The sequence below is a fragment of the bacterium genome, assembly GCA_021108215.1.
Taxonomy (GTDB): Bacteria; Oederibacteriota; JAAXVQ01; order JAAXVQ01; family JAUVAV01; genus JAIORK01.
Genome location: JAIORK010000001.1, coordinates 36009 through 52274 on the forward strand (window position 1 = coordinate 36009; position 16266 = coordinate 52274).

Below are 16266 nucleotides of genomic sequence, written 5' to 3' on the forward strand. Positions count from 1 at the left end.
TTTTGCATGCAGGGACGTGTTCGTTCGCAAAACGCATTCCAGATGTCTTCGGAACGCCCGACTGAAAAGCGGACCGAGGATGTGGTCCGTGATTTTTATCGTTTTGAATCACGACAGCGCAGAGTCCTGGTGATTGGTTCTGAGAAACAGCGTCCGGTGTCCGGTGTCGGCTGGTTGGATGAATGGCCTGATCTGGCGGATTATGATGTGGTTATTATCAATCTGAAAACGCTGGATCGGGTGACATTGGTCAAACTCTCACGTGTGGACAAGGAACGTCTGACACGTATGCGTGCCCAACTTTTTCAGCTTATGATGTCCAAGGGCGAGGTCTATTGCATTTTAGCCCCCTTTTTGGCATTTGGTTCTTACGTTTATTTCCCGGATGGTACGCTGGAACCGGAATGGTCCAATTTGAACTGGTCGCCGATTGGGTTTTCTTTTACTGAGATACGCGGGGAGACGGTTAAGCTTGAAGGCGAAGTAAAATTTGAGGAATATTTGCATCAGGTCTCAGGCTGGGACTGCTATCTCAATTCCACGGCCAGCTTGGGTTATGTAGAGGAGAGTCTTCGCAAAGAGGGGAAACTAGACCAGAGCGAGGAGCTTTTTTGGCAGAGCTTTCCTTTGGCCATGAATCGCTATGGGAAACCGCTGGCAGCTTCGCTTTGTTTTGGAGTTCGCCAGCAGGAAAATAAATATGGTGAACCGAAAATCCGTTTTATGTCGGATTTTCTCCACCTGCTGCCGCCGCCAACCAAAATTTCAGTGGAAGCGGGCATTGACCTGTTGATTGAGGAAGCCAAAGGGCTTCCGGCCAGAACGATTACACCGGACTGGGTGGATCTGTATCATGTGCCGGGGGAAGAACAAATTGAGGGCAAAATTGATGATGCTGCCAAACGGATTAAGGCGGCGGAACGGGAGCAGAAAAAACTTTTTCAAACGTATCGTGATCTGCAGCGCAGTAAATCATTGCTCTTTGAACATGGTGAAAATTTAAAACGCGCCACGGTTGATGTGCTGCAGCGCATGGGGTTTACCATCAAACCTTACCGGATGGCTGAGGGGATGATGGTTTTGCACACCCGGTTTGGAAATATGCTGATTGATGCCACCGGACGGTCCGGTCCGGCTGAACTGGAAGATTTACAAATGCTGCTTCGGCATGCGGTTTTCGCCCAGGAAGAGGATGGCCGGATATGGAAAGGTCTTTTGATTTTTAATCATTACCGGCTGGAAGACCCTTCTTGTGAGCGGCCTGCGGCCTTTTCTGCGGAGGTGGTTGCCCGGGCCCGCGAGATGCGTATCGGTCTGATGACTGCCGAAGGATTGTATGCCTCTTTTTGTAAAGTGAATAAGGGCTCCATGTTGCGCGAAGAATTTGAGGATCGTTTGCACCAATCCATGGGTATTATTCATTTGCCGGTGGTGGAACCGTTTCACAGCCAGCCTTCCCTGCGTTTTGCACCGCCCCGATTGAATATGGAGTGATCTGAGTTATTCCACACAAATCCAGGGATGAACAGAAGATTTTTTTGAACTGTTTTTTGAACGGAGGTTAGTATGAAAATTATAGTCAATGGTGAGGAAAAAAACGTTCAGAGCGGCACAACGGTGCAGACGTTTTTAGATATGCTGGACATTGAGGGTCGTACGGTGGTGGTGGAACGTAATGGGGAGATTCATGCGCACAGTGATTTTAGAACGCTTGAACTTTGCGTGGATGATCAATTGGAAATTGTGCGTTTTTTAGGAGGCGGTTGATATGGATGAATTGAAAATTGCCGACAAAACGTTTGCGTCGCGGCTTTTGGTGGGGACAGGTAAATTTGCATCTCCACAGATAATGCAGCAGGCGATTGCCGCCTCAGGTGCCGAGATTGTCACAGTGGCATTGCGACGGGTAGACTTGAAAAGTAAAGTCGATCCCACCTTGCAGGCGATTGATCGTGATAAATATTTATTATTGCCCAATACCTCCGGTGCGCGTGATGCCGAAGAAGCGGTCCGGGTGGCTAAATTGGCCAGGGCGCTAAGCGGCATTCAATGGATTAAACTTGAGGTTACACCCGATCCGCGTTACCTGCTGCCTGATCCGGTTGAGACGCTCAAGGCAGCTGAATGTTTAATCAAAGATGGATTTGTGGTCTTGCCGTATATCAATGCAGATCCGGTGCTGGCCAAACGCCTGGAAGAAGCCGGAACTGCCACGGTTATGCCGCTGGGTGCGCCCATCGGAACGAATAAAGGGATTAAGACCAAAGAAAATATTCAGATTATCATTGAACAAGCTAATGTGCCGGTAGTAGTGGATGCCGGACTGGGTGCGCCCTCACATGCAGCTGAAGCCATGGAGATGGGGGCGGATGCAGTGCTGGTCAATACGGCGCTGGCTGTGGCAGGTGATCCGGTCAGGATGGCGGAAGGATTTAAATTGGGTGTAACTGCCGGACGCATGGCCTATCTGGCCGGTATGGGTGCATCGCATGATACGGCACAAGCATCCAGTCCTCTGACCGGGTTTTTGGATAAATAATTTGTAGGGGCGCGGTGCCCGCGCCCAAAAAAGTCGAAAACGAAAAATATTCACCACGGAGAACACGGTGTACACGGAGAAGATCAAAAGCCAAATAGGGTTAAGAGCATAAAATCAATATATAAATAATCCTTTAGAAACTTTGCTCTAATCTTCTTTAGACTTTATCTTTCTCCGTGTGCGCCGTGTTCTCCGTGGTGAAAGCTTTTGATTTTTTTTTAAAAAGGAATGCTTCAATCATGAATACATTTGATATTGAACAACTGGAATCGCCCGAAGTATTGGCGGAAAAAATGGCGGCGGTGACCCATGAGGCGATCGAGGCGAGTTTGCGTAAATTGCGTTTGCATGAGACGGATTTGATCAATTTGCTCTCGCCTTTGGCAGACGATTATTTAGAGATCATGGCACACAGGGCCCATGCAATCACGGCCAAACGTTTCGGCCGTATTATGAAACTTTATGCGCCGCTGTATTTATCGAATGAGTGCAGCAATGCTTGCTGCTACTGTGGTTTTAATTGTAATCATACTATTTCCCGACGGACGCTCAAAATTGAAGAGGTGGTTCAGCAGGCGGACTATCTCGCACAGCGCGGTTTTCAGAATGTTTTACTGGTTTCCGGCGAGTCGCGTCAGCATGTGCCAATGGATTTTTTGGTTCAGTGTATCCAGCGGATTAAAGATTTGCTGCCTGAAATTTCGGTGGAGGTTTATCCGCTGGAGAAGGATGAATACCGCTATTTGGGCGAAGCAGGTTTGTATGGTTTGGCGATCTATCAGGAAACCTATTTTAAAAAGACCTATGCAGCGATGCATCCGGCAGGCCGTAAACAAGATTATGCTTACCGTTTGAAGACACCTGAACGGGGCGCGCGAGCCGGATTGCGCCAAATTGGGATCGGGGTTTTACTTGGACTGGCGGATTTTCGGGTTGATGGGTATTATTTGGCACAGCATGCCCGCTATCTTGAAAAATTTTACTGGCGTACGATTGTGGGTGTTTCCTTTCCCCGCATACGCCAGGCCCAAGGCGGGTTTCAACCACCCATGCCGGTGAGTGACCGTCAACTGGTCCAGTTGGTGACGGCTTTGCGCCTGTATTTGCCGGATGCGCCTTTCTCGCTTTCCACACGCGAGCCGGATGAATTGCGCCGCAATTTACTCCCGCTGGGGTTTACTCAGATGAGTGCCGAGAGTTGTACCGCACCGGGAGGATACGGTAATCCATCTTCCCAACTAGAGCAATTTCAAGTGGAAGACACGCGAAGCGCAAGTGTGATTGCGGATGAATTGGCGCAGCTGCATTTTGAACCGGTCTGGAAAGACTGGGATGAGTCGTTTGACCGTCATCCCGCGCAGGTTAAGTGAGTGTGGTGAACAGGCAGACCCGGTTGGAAAAATTTATGCAGATTGATCTCTATCCGGTTGTGACGGAAGCTTACTGCCTGGGGCGCAGCAGTCTATCGGTTTGCCGGGACGTGATTGCAGGCGGCGCAAAAATCATTCAGCTGCGGGAAAAAGATAAAGATAAAGCGGCATTGATCGCACTGGCGCAAGAAGTACGCGCATATACCCTGGCGGCGGATGTTTTGCTGATTATCAATGATTATGTTGATGTTGCCTTGGCAGTCGGTGCAGATGGTGTCCATTTGGGGCAGGAGGATATGCCGATCGCACAGGCCCGCGAGATGGCGCCCCAGCTGCTATTAGGTATTTCTACACATACTATTCAAGAAGCGATTACGGCAGAGCAGGCGGGTGCGGACTATATCAATATCGGTCCGGTGTTTGCCACCCGGACTAAGCAGTTGGTATTTTCAGCATTGGGACCTGAGCGGGTTCAGGAAATCTCCCGATTCGTCAGTATTCCTTTTACGGTCATGGGAGGTATTCATGAAAACAATATTGCTGAGGTTCTTAAGATAGGTGCACGTAAAATTGCCATGGTGACCGAGATTACACAGGCAGAAAATATTGTGGAAAAGGTTAAAACATTAAGAATAGACTTTGTGTGAGAGTAATTGTTTAAGGATATATTATATGTAAGAAAACCGCGATACCTTTTTTTATCGTGCCGGCGCGAACACAATGGGCAGCTTGCCCGGCGAATGCCGGGTGCCGGGTAAGCCTGTGGATTTTTATGCTTATTTTAATAGATTAGCCGTGAATTCCCCGGCGTTTAAACCGGATTAGAGCTGGGAAGTTGAACAAACAAAAAAAGTAAAATAATTCGATAAAAGTATTGCGTCGAAAATAAGCTTGTGCTATTATTCCCGGTTCAAGATAGAAAATTTGTGCAGAAAGACGGAGGTGCACGTAAACAATGAAAACCCCTTATGAAACAATGTTTTTGCTCCCGCCGACCATGAGCGCGGAACAAATTGATACTTTTGTTGCGCATGTTCAGGAAGTGATGGAAAAGAAGCATGGCGAAATCACAGCAATTGAAAAGATGGGTGTACGGAAAACCGCTTATCCGGTTAACAAATTAAACTCAGCGTATTATGTACTTTTGCAGTACAAGGGCAATGGCGAGACCATTCACGAGGTAGAGCGTACGCTGAAAAACAGCGATGAAGTATTCAAATATCTCTCAACCAAAGTTATCACCAAGCCTGCGGTGCTGAAACCGAGTAAGAAAAAAGCGGAAAAGCAAGCAGCGCCGGTCGTTGCCAAAGTAGAAGCGGCGCCCAAAAAGGAAGTCAATCCAGTGTCCCCGAGCACGGATGCCAAAGTAGCGGCACCGGTTGCAGGGAACGGCACACAGGAGTAAAACTGTGGCTAACTACAATCGTTCCTTACTAATGGGCAACTTGACGCGTGATCCGGAATTGCGTTACATTCCCAGCGGGTCGGCAGTTGCCAACCTGCGTTTGGCAGTCAACCGGACTTATAAAAACCAGAGCGGCGAGCTAAAAGAGGAAGTAACCTATGTTAACGTCGTGGTTTGGGGAAAACAAGCTGAAAATTGTGCTGAGTATCTTGCCAAAGGAAGCTCGGTATTTGTGGAAGGGCGCTTGCAGAGCCGTCAGTGGGAGACCGATGATGGTCAGAAACGTTCGGTATTGGAAGTGGTTGCCGACCGGGTACAATTTTTGGACCGCAAAAAGACCGGCGGCAGCGGTGACGGTGAAAGCAGACAGACCACTGGTGAAAGGAATGATGCTCGTCCGACGCATCAAGAGGTGAGTGCAGGTTCGGATGAGGATATTCCTTTTTAAATAGGATAGCTGCTGAATCCCCTGATGTTTGTTCAGGGGTGAAGCGGGACAGTAATTATGATTATTTTTAACTCATATTAATTTTCCCACCCGAATGGAGAAGGGGAAAGTCGGCATTTTTGTGATGACGATGCCGGTTGAGCGGGGAAGTTTAAATAGACGCTGATTAGGAGGATGTACCTTGGCTAGTAGAACATCAGGACCCCCCCGGGGAAGAGATTCAATGAGAAGAAGACGGCCGCATCGCAAGAGCTGTCGCTTCTGTGCGAATAAAGTCACCGGTATTGATTACAAGAGTGTGGATGCAATAAAGAATTTTTTAACGGAGCGGGGAAAGATTGTTCCGCGCCGGATTTCGGGAACCTGTGCCCGTCATCAGCGTGCGCTGACAACGGCCATCAAACGCGCCCGTTCTTTGGCGCTCCTGCCCTATATTGCCGGATAAGACTCCGTCGCTCTGATGAACGCGCTGGCTGCATTCGGCATTCTCGTATTTGTTGCGATTGCAATGATACTCGTGGCCAACCGTACTATTTGGTGGGGATTGAAGCAGGGACGATCTCCGTTTCAATGTGTAGGGTTCAGTGTACTTACTTTGCTGGTTTTTTATGCAGTCACCTTGATTTTAATCAGGGTGGTTTTTCATCAGGACATCATCAGTATCTGGCATCAGGAATTTGAGGCCAGTTTGAAGGCTTCGACCGCGATCTATTTGGAATTAGGTTGGAATGCGGCTGAGATAAAACAGGCAGTTGATTTTATTCGCCGTGTTTTTATGCAGGGGGCTGCCGGCTGGGTACTCATGCTGTCGATTGGGTTTTCACTGGTCAGTTATTTGGTGATGCGGCGTTTGTTTCCCTTACTGTCTGGCGCGACACGATCCATACCTCCCTTTACCCATTGGGGAGCACCGGAAAAGACGATCTGGTTTTTATTGGGAACGCTGAGTTTGGTGGTTTTGGGTTCGCGGACTCACACTTGGATTGCTTGGCTGAGTTTAAACAGCTTGATTGTCATGGGCGGGTTGTATTTGTTTATAGGATTGGCAGTGGTTATGTTTTACTTGGAAAAGCGGAAAATTCCAAGGATTTTTAAGGTGTTGCTCGTAGCACTGCTCGGCTTTGTTCCGGCGATGATGATTTTTATCATATTAATAGGTGTTTTTGATACGTGGTGGGATTGGCGGAAAATCCGCCAGATTAAATAAAACGCCGGAAGAATCCTGTGCGGATTCTTCCGCAATGATTAACTGGTTGTGTGGAGGCAAGAAATCATGAAAATTATTTTATGTGACGATGTGAAAAATTTGGGACGTGCCGGGGATACGGTGAAAGTTGCCGATGGATACGGTCGTAATTATCTGTTGCCGAAAAAACTTGCGATGATTGCAACAGCGCCAAACATCAAGCGACTGGAGCAGGAATTGAATAGTAAAAAAGGTCAGGCCCGTCGGGTACAAAAAGATGCCGAATATCAGGCTGAAGCAATTTCAGCCAAACCAGTGCTGATTACAGCTTCGGCAGGCGAGGGCGGCAAACTCTTCGGGTCGGTCACTTCGGCTGATATCGAAGCAGGTCTCAAAGAACGGGGTATTGAGGTTGATAAACGCAAGATCACGATGGATGACCAGATAAAGATGACCGGTTCTTACCAGGTGAGTATCAAGGTGCATGCTGATGTGGATGCCGAATTGACTGTGGTGGTCCAAAGCGAAGAGGAAAAGGCCGCTGCTGAGAAAAAAGAGAAAGCGGAAAAAGAAGTTGATATTGTCAAACCGGTAGAAACCAAAGTTGAGCCGGTGGCAGTAGAAGCAGTACCGGCAGAAGCAGTACCGGCAGAAGCAGTATTAGCGGACGCGGCACCGGCAGAAGCAGTACCGGCAGAAGCAGTACCGGCAGAAGCGGCACCTGCAGTCAAGGGTGATGACACGTCAGAACAAGCTGGTGCGGATAAAACAGAGACGTCGTCAGCCTAATACATTTGTTGATGTTTTTATAGACCTCATTGTCGGTTTGCAAAGCAATGAATAAACCGGTCATGGGGTCTTGTAATTTTATTCAAATTCAGATATCATTTTTGCTTATTAAGTATTTATCATCCAGATTTTTTCATAAAGAGGCCTTTCATGGTTGCGGCCAATTCACAAGTGACATCGCCTGAAAAAATTCCGCCCCAGAATCTGGAAGCCGAGCGTTCGACTTTGGGTGCAATGCTGCTTGATCAAGAGGCCATTGCCCGGGTGCTTGAGCTGGTCAATGAAAACACCTTTTATCAGGCTGCGCATCGTATTATTTTTCGTGCGATTTTGGAATTGTATAATCGTAATGAACCGGTAGATTATATTACCATGACTGATTTACTTTCGCGCTGGGGTGAATTGGACAAAATCGGTGGTGCTGCCTATATTACCGGGCTGACCGATGATGTTCCTACGACAGCGCATGTGGAACATTATGCCCGCATTATCAAGGAAAAATATATTCTTCGGAATTTGATTCGCACCTCGACACAGCTTGTTTCACGCTGTTATGCAGAGGTGGAGGACACCGATGCCCTGCTCGATGAAGCTGAAAAAGCTATTTTTGATCTTTCCCAGGACCGGCAGCGTGGGTCCGTTCTTCAGATTCGCGACATTATTCATGATGCCATGGAGATGGTCGAAAATCTTTCCAAACATGAATCGCATATTACGGGTGTTCCCACCGGGTATCCTGAACTGGACCAGATGACATCCGGCTTTCAACCCGGCGAGTTGGTAATCCTGGCTGCCCGACCCTCAATGGGGAAGACGGCGCTGGCATTAAATATGGCTTCTTATGCCGCGATTGAGGGCAAGGTTCCGGTAGCTATTTTTTCTTTGGAAATGAGTTCTGAGTCTCTGGTGACACGTATGCTGTGTTCTGACGGCCGGGTTGATCTGCAAGCGGTCAGGACCGGAAGATTGGGAGAGGGTGATTTGGGGCATCTTTCGATGGCTGCCGGACGCTTGTTTGATGCACCGATTTTTATTGATGATTCTCCGAGCAGTACTATTTTAGAGATTCGTTCCAAAGCCCGGCGCCTTAAGTCGGAACATAATATTGGTTTGATTGTGATTGATTATATTCAGATGATGTCCGGATCCGGTAAAATGGAGAACCGCCAGCAGGAAATAGCAACAATTTCCCGTTCTTTAAAAGGGTTGGCCAAAGAATTACGTATTCCGGTTTTAGTACTGTCTCAGCTTTCCCGTGCACCTGAATCCCGGGGCGGCGGTGACCGGCGCCCGCAATTGTCCGATTTGCGCGAATCAGGCGCAATTGAACAGGATGCGGATTTGGTGTCCTTTATCTATCGTGAGGCTTATTATGATAAGGATAAAAAGGACGATAAAACTGCGGAAATAATTATTGCCAAACAGCGAAATGGTCCAACCGGTTTTGTCAAACTCATCTTTAATCAACAGTATACACGTTTTGACAGCATTTCATTGCGCATGTCCGGAGCGCCGCAATGATACGGGGCATCAGCGGTCGCCCCACCTGGGCGGAGATTGATTTGAACGCCCTGCGTTGGAATTTCAAGCAGGTTCGCCAATTGGTGGGTTCGAAAATTAAAATTTTAGCGGTGGTCAAGGCCAATGCCTATGGGCATGGTGCAGTTGGCTGCGCAAGTGTATTGGAAAAAAGCGGTGTGCATGCTTTGGGTGTGGCTTCTGTGGAAGAAGCGGCTGAATTGCGCAAAGCTGGTATTCGTGTTCCCTTGATTGTTTTTGGGATTGTCCAGTTAGATGAAATGGACCGGGTGATTCAACTGGATCTGCAGCCTACGGTGGTTGATCTGGTTCAGGCGAGAGCGTTGGATGTTGCTGCGAAGAAAAAACACCGGCACATCAAGGTGCAGGTCAAGGTGGATACCGGCATGGGGCGTATTGGTATTTCCGCAGCAGTGAGTTTTGCTTTTGCCCGTGCTTTAAAAATCTGTCATGGTATACAGGTACAGGGTGTTTTTACCCATTTTTCTCATGCCGACGGCAGGGATAAAAAAATGCTGCATCATCAGATGGATGAATTGAAACGCAGTTTAACAGTTTTTAAAGCAGCGGGATATACGGAGTTGGATGCGCATGCAGCCAATTCAGCAGCTGTGATGGAATCGCCTTCTACGCATCTTGATCAGGTTCGGCCGGGTCTGATGCTTTATGGTGTTTATCCTGCCAAGCGTTTTTTTCAAAAGGCTGAGCTTAAACCCGTACTTACCTGGAAGACCCGAATCATTCAACTTAAAACTGTTTTTGCCGGGACCGGAATTTCCTATGGACATACCTATGTGACCAAGAGAAAATCAATGATTGCCACACTGCCGGTGGGCTATGCCGACGGTTTTTCCCGCGGGCTTTCCAATTGCGGCAGGGTACTGGTACGCGGTAAAAAATGTCCGGTCATAGGCCGGGTGTGTATGGACATGTGTCTGGTGGATGTGTCCGGGGTTCCGGGGGTCGCAACCGGAGATGAGGTCGTCCTGATCGGCAAGCAGAGGGGGCGGCGGATATTGGTTGATGAGATGGCTGCGCGTTTGAACACGATTTCTTATGAGTTGCTTTGTGCCATTGGGCAGCGCGTGCCGCGCATCATGAAAGGCGAGAGAAGATGAGAAAAACAAATATTTTTTTTCTGCGTTTTTTCAACAATGTTTCCGGTCCTTTCATTGCGCTGATTGAAGAAACCGGAGCAATCTTTATATTTTTCGGTAAACTTATCAAGTCAACGGTTTATTTGTTAAGTCACCCACGGGTCTTACGGCGTTTTTATTATCAGCCGATTATTGAGCAGTTGGTGCGTATGGGGGTTGACTCCATTCCGGTGGTCATCACCACGGCCTTGTTTACCGGTATGGTTTTGGCGGTCCAGACCGGCGTGACGATAGAAGCCAAAATGAAGGGGGCCGCGATGTTTATCGGCAGCATTGTCAACCTGTCATTGACACGGGAGCTGGGTCCGGTGCTCACGGCAATCCTGGTGACCGGCCGGGTAGGTTCCGCCATGGCGGCAGAGATTGGCTCGATGAAAATCACCGAGCAGATTGATGCGTTGCGGACTTTGGCAGCCAATCCAATAGAGTATATCGGCGTACCGCGATTTTTGGCAATGATGATTATGCTGCCGATTTTGACCATCATGGCCAATGTATTTGGTTCCCTGGGAGGCTGGGTGGTGGCGACGTTTTACCTGGGAATCAGTTCACATGTTTATTGGCAGGGGGCACGCGCTACAGTGGAATTTGGTGATGTGGCTTCCGGTATTGTCAAGAGCTTCTTTTTTGCCGTGATTATCTGTCTGTTTGCGCTTTATCGCGGATTCACCACCCATGGCGGTGCCGCCGGGGTGGGGCGTTCAACCACAGGAGCTGTGGTCAATGCCTCCATCACCATACTGATTTCGGATTATTTTCTGACACAATTATTTGCCATCTTTTAGGAGAATAGCACATTGATCAGGATTGAGGGATTGTTTAAAAAGTTTCATGCCAAAAGGGTTTTGCGCGGCGTGGATTTGGAAATAGAAAAAGGCGAGACCATGGTGATTATCGGCCGCTCCGGTGAGGGTAAGTCCGTACTTTTAAAAAGCATCATTAACCTCGTCGAGCCGGATCATGGAGCGGTTTGGTTTAATCAACACAATATCAGTATGGCTCGTGAAAAGGAGAAAGACCGCATCCGGCAGCATTTCGGTATGCTGTTTCAAGGTTCGGCTCTGTTTGATTCCCTGACGGTCGCAGAAAACGTATGCTTCGGTCTGCGTCGGATGAAAAAACTCAGCGAGACGCAGATTGACAAAATTGTGACCGAGCGTCTGGCCATGGTCGGGCTAAAGAACATAGAGCAACACTACCCTGCGGAATTGTCCGGGGGTATGAAAAAGCGAGTGGCCCTGGCACGGGCCATTGCCCTGGACCCGGAAGTGATTCTCTATGACGAGCCGACGACCGGCATTGATCCCATTATGGCGGATGCGATCAATGATCTGATTATTTCATTACGCAAAAAATTATCAGTGACTTCCATTGTTGTGACGCATGATATGGTTAGTGCGTATAAAATTGCGGACCGGATCGCCATGCTGCATGAGGGCAAGATCGTAGGTGTGGGGACGCCGGCCCGGATAAAGAAAACCCGCAATCCATTGATTCGACAATTTATTTCCGGTTCGGCGCACGGGCCGATCAAACTGGTTTAGGAGGAACTGAGATGGCAGTGAAAAAAATAAGTGGTTTGGAGCTCAAGGTCGGTATTACAGCCGGAATTGCCTTGCTGTTTCTGGCGCTTACTATTTTTATGGTTGAAAAAATTCATTTCGGGCAAGCCGGATATCCAATTTATGTATCGTTTCAATTTGTAGATGCCATCAACCCCCAGGCTGACGTGGTAATTGGCGGCGGGGTTAAAATTGGTTATGTGAGCCAGATCACGGCCAAAGGGGAACGGATAATTTTGGCGGTCATGCTCAATAAAAACGTTAAGGTTCCTAAAAGTGCCAAGTTCCAGATTATTTCTAAAGGATTAATGGGAGATAAGTATCTCAATGTGGTCGCGCAAAAGGATGTGGGTGAGTACCTGCAAGCCAATGACCGGGTGGTGGGCGTTGAGCCGCTCAATATTGACAAGGCTTTTGAGCGTTTTGGTCAGGTGGCTGATTCGATTAAGCTGATGCTGGGGGATCCGGATATCCAGGGATCGCTCGGTGATATGATGAGGAATTTTGAAAGTCTGTCAGGCCGGCTTGACCAATTGGTCAGGGAAAATGAGCAGTACCTGTCCAACAGTTTTGAAAATTTTTCTCAGGCAGCGGAATCCATTAATGAATTTTCCAAGGATATTGAGAGCATTACCCATGGGCTGGAAAAAGTACTCTCTAAAACCAATCAGAAAAATATCGAAACAACCCTGGTGAGCCTAAAAAATGTTTCGGTCCGGCTGGATGAACAGATCCTCAATATTGAAAAAAGCAAAGGAGCGTTGGGGGTTTTAATTAATGATGAAAAAATGGCGAAGGATTTGAAGCAGCTGGTGAAGGAACTCAAGGATGATCCCTGGAAACTGCTCTGGAAACAATGAATCGTACCAAGGATAAGAAAGTTCAGTATGTCTGTCAGTCCTGCGGTCATGCCGCACCCAAGTGGATGGGGCGTTGTCCGGATTGCCACGCATGGAACACGTTTTTGGAAGAGACTGTGCGGACAGGCAGTAAGTCGCGTGTGACACTTGCCCGGTCGCCCGGAGTGCCGTTGGCCCTCAAAGAGATTCGCGCAGTTGAAGCAGACCGTTCGCCCACCGGGATGGAGGAGATGGATCGTGTATTGGGCGGAGGGATTGTGCCTTCTTCGTTGATCCTGGTCGGAGGAGATCCGGGAATCGGAAAATCAACCTTGTTGATGCAGGCTGCATTTACGGTCGCACATACCGGGAAACAGGTTCTTTATATTAGTGGTGAGGAATCCGGCATTCAGATAAAACTCAGGGCGGACCGCCTGGAAACCGCCCCGGACAAACTTTTGATTTTATGTGAGACCGGGATGGATGCCATTGCGGCGGCGATTGAAAGTAGTCAACCTGACGTTGTGATTGTTGACTCCATCCAGACGATGATGCATCCGGAGGTTGGATCCGTACCGGGTTCTGTTGGACAGGTGCGGGAGTGCACGGCTGCGCTGATGGCGATCGCCAAGAATAATGGGCCGGCTATTTTTTTGGTTGGTCACGTGACCAAAGAAGGCACCTTGGCCGGCCCAAGAATTCTTGAGCATCTGGTGGATACGGTGCTTTATTTTGAGGGTGACCCGCAGCACGGATACCGGATTTTGCGTACGATTAAAAATCGTTTTGGACCGACTAATGAAGTGGGCGTTTTTGAAATGGGCGGCAAGGGTCTGATACAAATCGGTGATCCTTCAAAACTGTTTTTGAAAGAGCGGCACAAAAATACAGCCGGCTCTGCCATTGCGGTTAGTCTGGAAGGGTCGCGTCCCTTGCTGGTTGAAATCCAGGCACTGTTGGCAACTTCCTATTTTGGCATGCCGCAAAGGCGTGTTTCGGGGTTGGACTATAACCGTTGCTGTCTGATGCTGGCAGTCCTCGAACGCCGCGCCGGTTTTACACTGGGATCGCAGGATGTGTTTTTATCCATTGCCGGTGGACTCGCAGTTTCGGAACCGGCCATGGATCTGGCGGTAGCAGCGGCCATTGTCTCAAGCTTGAAAGATAAGGCCATCCGGCCGGATGTGGCGGTTTTCGGAGAGATCGGACTCGGCGGGGAACTGCGTGCCGTCACCCAGCCGGAACGGCGCTGTCAAGAGGCTGCGCAAATGGGGTTTGGTACCTGTATTGTCCCTCAGCAAGATTTGGAAAAAGTCAGTGCTTTGCCCAAATTGGAATGCTTGGGTGTCAATACGATTACAGACGCACTTGCGATTTTATTTGAATAACCGGATTAAAAAAAACACAGTACCTGGTTGGAAATATTAGTTTAGAACCACGAGTTTCGAAAGTAGAATCACACTTGTTGTATTTGGAGTCCGGAAGGTCTGTGTTTAAAGGAAAAAACGCATCATTACAATAGCTGATACATTAGTGAATTATATCGTCATAGCTTACTCTATCGTGTGTATACAGTGTCAGTTTTCCTTTAAAAACAGACCTTCCGGACTCCAAGATAAAATGGTTTAGAATAATTGATGACGTTAAGTGAGTGAATTGTAGAATGGGAGATGGGGTATGGAAAAGCGGGTAGAGGTAATTATTGTTGCAGGCGGCAAAGGACGGCGCATGGGCGGTCCGGTGCCCAAAGCATTTTTGGGACTTAATGGTCTGCCGATTTTTACCTATGCCCTGAAGACCTTTCTCGCAATAGAGGCTGTCAGGCGTGTTATTTTAGTGGTTCCCCCAGGAGAAGAGGAAAAAGCCCAGGCAGTTTGCCGGGAATTGACACTCGATAAATCCTATCTGGTCATATGCGGCGGCGCACGTCGTCAAGATTCGGTGCGTAGCGGGATGGATCATCTCCTAGAGGAAACGGAGATTGTGCTGGTGCACGATGCAGCACGTCCTTTTTGCACAAGAGAAATTATTCAGCGTGTAATGATAGCTGTGAAAAAACACGGTGCCGCAGTTCCCGGTATTCCGCTTGCGGATACGTTGAAGAAGGTTGATGGGGAGGCATTTGTACATGGAACCGTTGACCGGCGTAGTTTGGTTGCAGTTCAGACACCGCAAGGATTTCAGCGGATACTTTTGCGGGAAGCGTATCAAAATGCCTGGAAGAAAAATCTTACGGCAACGGATGATGCCGGGTTGGTTGAATTGCTTGGTCACCGGATTGCGGTGGTGGAAGGACATGCGAAAAATTTTAAGATTACCAAACCCTATGATCTTGCATTGGCTGAAATACTGTTTAAAAATACCGGCTCCTTAAGCGAGTAGAAGCATGGAACCGAATCCACGAAGTATTTATTTTTTTCATACAAAAAACGGAAAAACCGCATGATTTACCAGTGGTCACTTGGCAAATAGTTATGCCCTTACCTGGATACCGTTTTGTATGAAGAAAACAAATACTTCGTGGCGCTCCTGGGTGGATGCCTGGGGTTGGAAAAATAATAGAGGAAGGAAACAAAATGCTTAGAGTGGGTTTTGGTTATGATGTGCATCCTGTGATGCCCGGGAAAAAATTATGGCTTGGCGGCGTCGCTTTTCCCCAAGCGGGATTTCAACTTAAAGGACACTCGGATGCAGATGTCGTGCTTCATGCGGCCTGCGACGCCCTGTTAGGAGCAGCGGGTTTGCCGGATATCGGAGTTTTATACCCGAATACTTCGGCACGTAATCGTAACCGCAGCTCTTTGGAATTTCTTACAGATGTTGGCAAAAAGGTCGCAAAAGAAAAATATCGAATCTTAAATCTGGATTGTATGCTTCTCGCGGAGGCGCCTAAGATTGCCGGGCAGACAGGGTTGATGCGTACTCGTATGGCGCGAGCGCTGGCTGTGGCACAGGCACAGATCAATGTTAAAGCCACAACCCATGAAGGGTTGGGTGCCATTGGCAGAAAAGAAGGGTTGGCTGCCTATGCGGTAGTCTTGCTCATCCAACAGGATAAAATCCGGATTTTTTAATACTTCTTTTTAAGGAAAAAAAAGAGCGTCCAGTTCAGGATGAAAATCCACAGGCTTAATATGCATGATATATGATTTATCGTGTCAGCGCGAACACAATGGGCTTATGCCCCGCCTGGAATAACGATTAATCCCTGGGACGCTGTCGCTGCCCATCGATGAAACGAGTGGTTGTCTCAGCCCAGACCTGATGAATGATGTTTTTTGGGGACGCTACGCAGCCGGATGTGTTTTTACATCAATAGTTTGATGTTACTATTGAATCAGAAAAAAATCCCCATAAAAATTTTTTTTGATTTTATGAAATTTTTACAATTCCATGGTAAGTCAGACAAAGTCAATAAAAAGTCTGTTTTTA

General features: G+C 48.1%; 18 protein-coding genes. All 18 read left to right on the forward strand.

Going from position 1 to position 16266, the window contains the following annotated elements; genetic code table 11:
• Positions 1–6: 6 nt before the first annotated feature.
• The 18 genes from K8S19_00150 to ispF all read left to right on the forward strand — a co-directional run bounded on the left by K8S19_00150 (position 7) and on the right by ispF (position 15908).
• Positions 7–1494, forward strand: a complete 1488-nt coding sequence (locus K8S19_00150) for a hypothetical protein (GenBank protein ID MCD4812094.1) — start codon at positions 7–9, stop codon at positions 1492–1494.
• Positions 1495–1566: 72 nt separating this feature from the next.
• On the forward strand, positions 1567–1767 hold the full coding sequence (gene thiS, locus K8S19_00155; protein ID MCD4812095.1) for a sulfur carrier protein ThiS: 201 nt from the start codon (positions 1567–1569) through the stop codon (positions 1765–1767).
• Between the two features lies 1 nt (position 1768).
• Positions 1769–2539, forward strand: coding sequence for a thiazole synthase (locus K8S19_00160; protein ID MCD4812096.1), 771 nt, complete (start codon positions 1769–1771; stop codon positions 2537–2539).
• A 239-nt stretch (positions 2540–2778) separates the two neighbouring features.
• Positions 2779–3909 carry a 2-iminoacetate synthase ThiH gene (gene thiH / locus K8S19_00165; GenBank protein MCD4812097.1) on the forward strand — a complete coding sequence of 377 codons (1131 nt, stop codon included), beginning with the start codon at positions 2779–2781 and terminating at the stop codon, positions 3907–3909.
• Between the two features lie 35 nt (positions 3910–3944).
• Positions 3945–4556 carry a thiamine phosphate synthase gene (thiE, locus tag K8S19_00170; GenBank protein ID MCD4812098.1) on the forward strand — a complete coding sequence of 204 codons (612 nt, stop codon included), beginning with the start codon at positions 3945–3947 and terminating at the stop codon, positions 4554–4556.
• A 308-nt stretch (positions 4557–4864) separates the two neighbouring features.
• Positions 4865–5314 (forward strand): 30S ribosomal protein S6, encoded by a 450-nt coding sequence (gene rpsF, locus K8S19_00175; GenBank protein MCD4812099.1) that lies wholly within the window; start codon positions 4865–4867, stop codon positions 5312–5314.
• A gap of 4 nt (positions 5315–5318) precedes the next feature.
• Positions 5319–5762, forward strand: a complete 444-nt coding sequence (locus K8S19_00180) for a single-stranded DNA-binding protein (protein ID MCD4812100.1) — start codon at positions 5319–5321, stop codon at positions 5760–5762.
• Positions 5763–5985: 223 nt separating this feature from the next.
• Positions 5986–6207, forward strand: a complete 222-nt coding sequence (gene rpsR / locus K8S19_00185; protein MCD4812101.1) for a 30S ribosomal protein S18 — start codon at positions 5986–5988, stop codon at positions 6205–6207.
• Between the two features lie 15 nt (positions 6208–6222).
• Positions 6223–6969, forward strand: a complete 747-nt coding sequence (locus K8S19_00190; protein ID MCD4812102.1) for a YybS family protein — start codon at positions 6223–6225, stop codon at positions 6967–6969.
• 66 nt (positions 6970–7035) lie between these two features.
• Complete coding sequence (gene rplI, locus K8S19_00195) at positions 7036–7737, forward strand: 50S ribosomal protein L9 (GenBank protein ID MCD4812103.1); 702 nt, start codon at positions 7036–7038, stop codon at positions 7735–7737.
• A gap of 150 nt (positions 7738–7887) precedes the next feature.
• Complete coding sequence (gene dnaB / locus K8S19_00200; protein ID MCD4812104.1) at positions 7888–9258, forward strand: replicative DNA helicase; 1371 nt, start codon at positions 7888–7890, stop codon at positions 9256–9258.
• Complete coding sequence (gene alr / locus K8S19_00205; protein ID MCD4812105.1) at positions 9255–10394, forward strand: alanine racemase; 1140 nt, start codon at positions 9255–9257, stop codon at positions 10392–10394. The genes dnaB and alr overlap by 4 nt, the downstream gene beginning before the upstream one ends.
• Positions 10391–11218 (forward strand): ABC transporter permease, encoded by an 828-nt coding sequence (locus K8S19_00210; protein MCD4812106.1) that lies wholly within the window; start codon positions 10391–10393, stop codon positions 11216–11218. The genes alr and K8S19_00210 overlap by 4 nt, the downstream gene beginning before the upstream one ends.
• 12 nt (positions 11219–11230) lie before the next feature.
• The gene (locus K8S19_00215; GenBank protein MCD4812107.1) at positions 11231–11977 is read left to right on the forward strand and encodes an ABC transporter ATP-binding protein; all 747 of its coding nucleotides are present in this window, start codon (positions 11231–11233) and stop codon (positions 11975–11977) included.
• 11 nt (positions 11978–11988) lie between these two features.
• Positions 11989–12855 (forward strand): MlaD family protein, encoded by an 867-nt coding sequence (locus tag K8S19_00220; GenBank protein MCD4812108.1) that lies wholly within the window; start codon positions 11989–11991, stop codon positions 12853–12855.
• A complete protein-coding gene (gene radA, locus K8S19_00225) occupies positions 12852–14222 on the forward strand; it encodes a DNA repair protein RadA (protein MCD4812109.1) in 1371 nt (456 codons plus the stop codon). The genes K8S19_00220 and radA overlap by 4 nt, the downstream gene beginning before the upstream one ends.
• A gap of 289 nt (positions 14223–14511) precedes the next feature.
• Positions 14512–15216, forward strand: coding sequence for a 2-C-methyl-D-erythritol 4-phosphate cytidylyltransferase (gene ispD, locus K8S19_00230; GenBank protein ID MCD4812110.1), 705 nt, complete (start codon positions 14512–14514; stop codon positions 15214–15216).
• 194 nt (positions 15217–15410) lie between these two features.
• The gene (ispF, locus tag K8S19_00235) at positions 15411–15908 is read left to right on the forward strand and encodes a 2-C-methyl-D-erythritol 2,4-cyclodiphosphate synthase (protein MCD4812111.1); all 498 of its coding nucleotides are present in this window, start codon (positions 15411–15413) and stop codon (positions 15906–15908) included.
• The last annotated feature ends 358 nt before the right edge of the window (positions 15909–16266 follow it).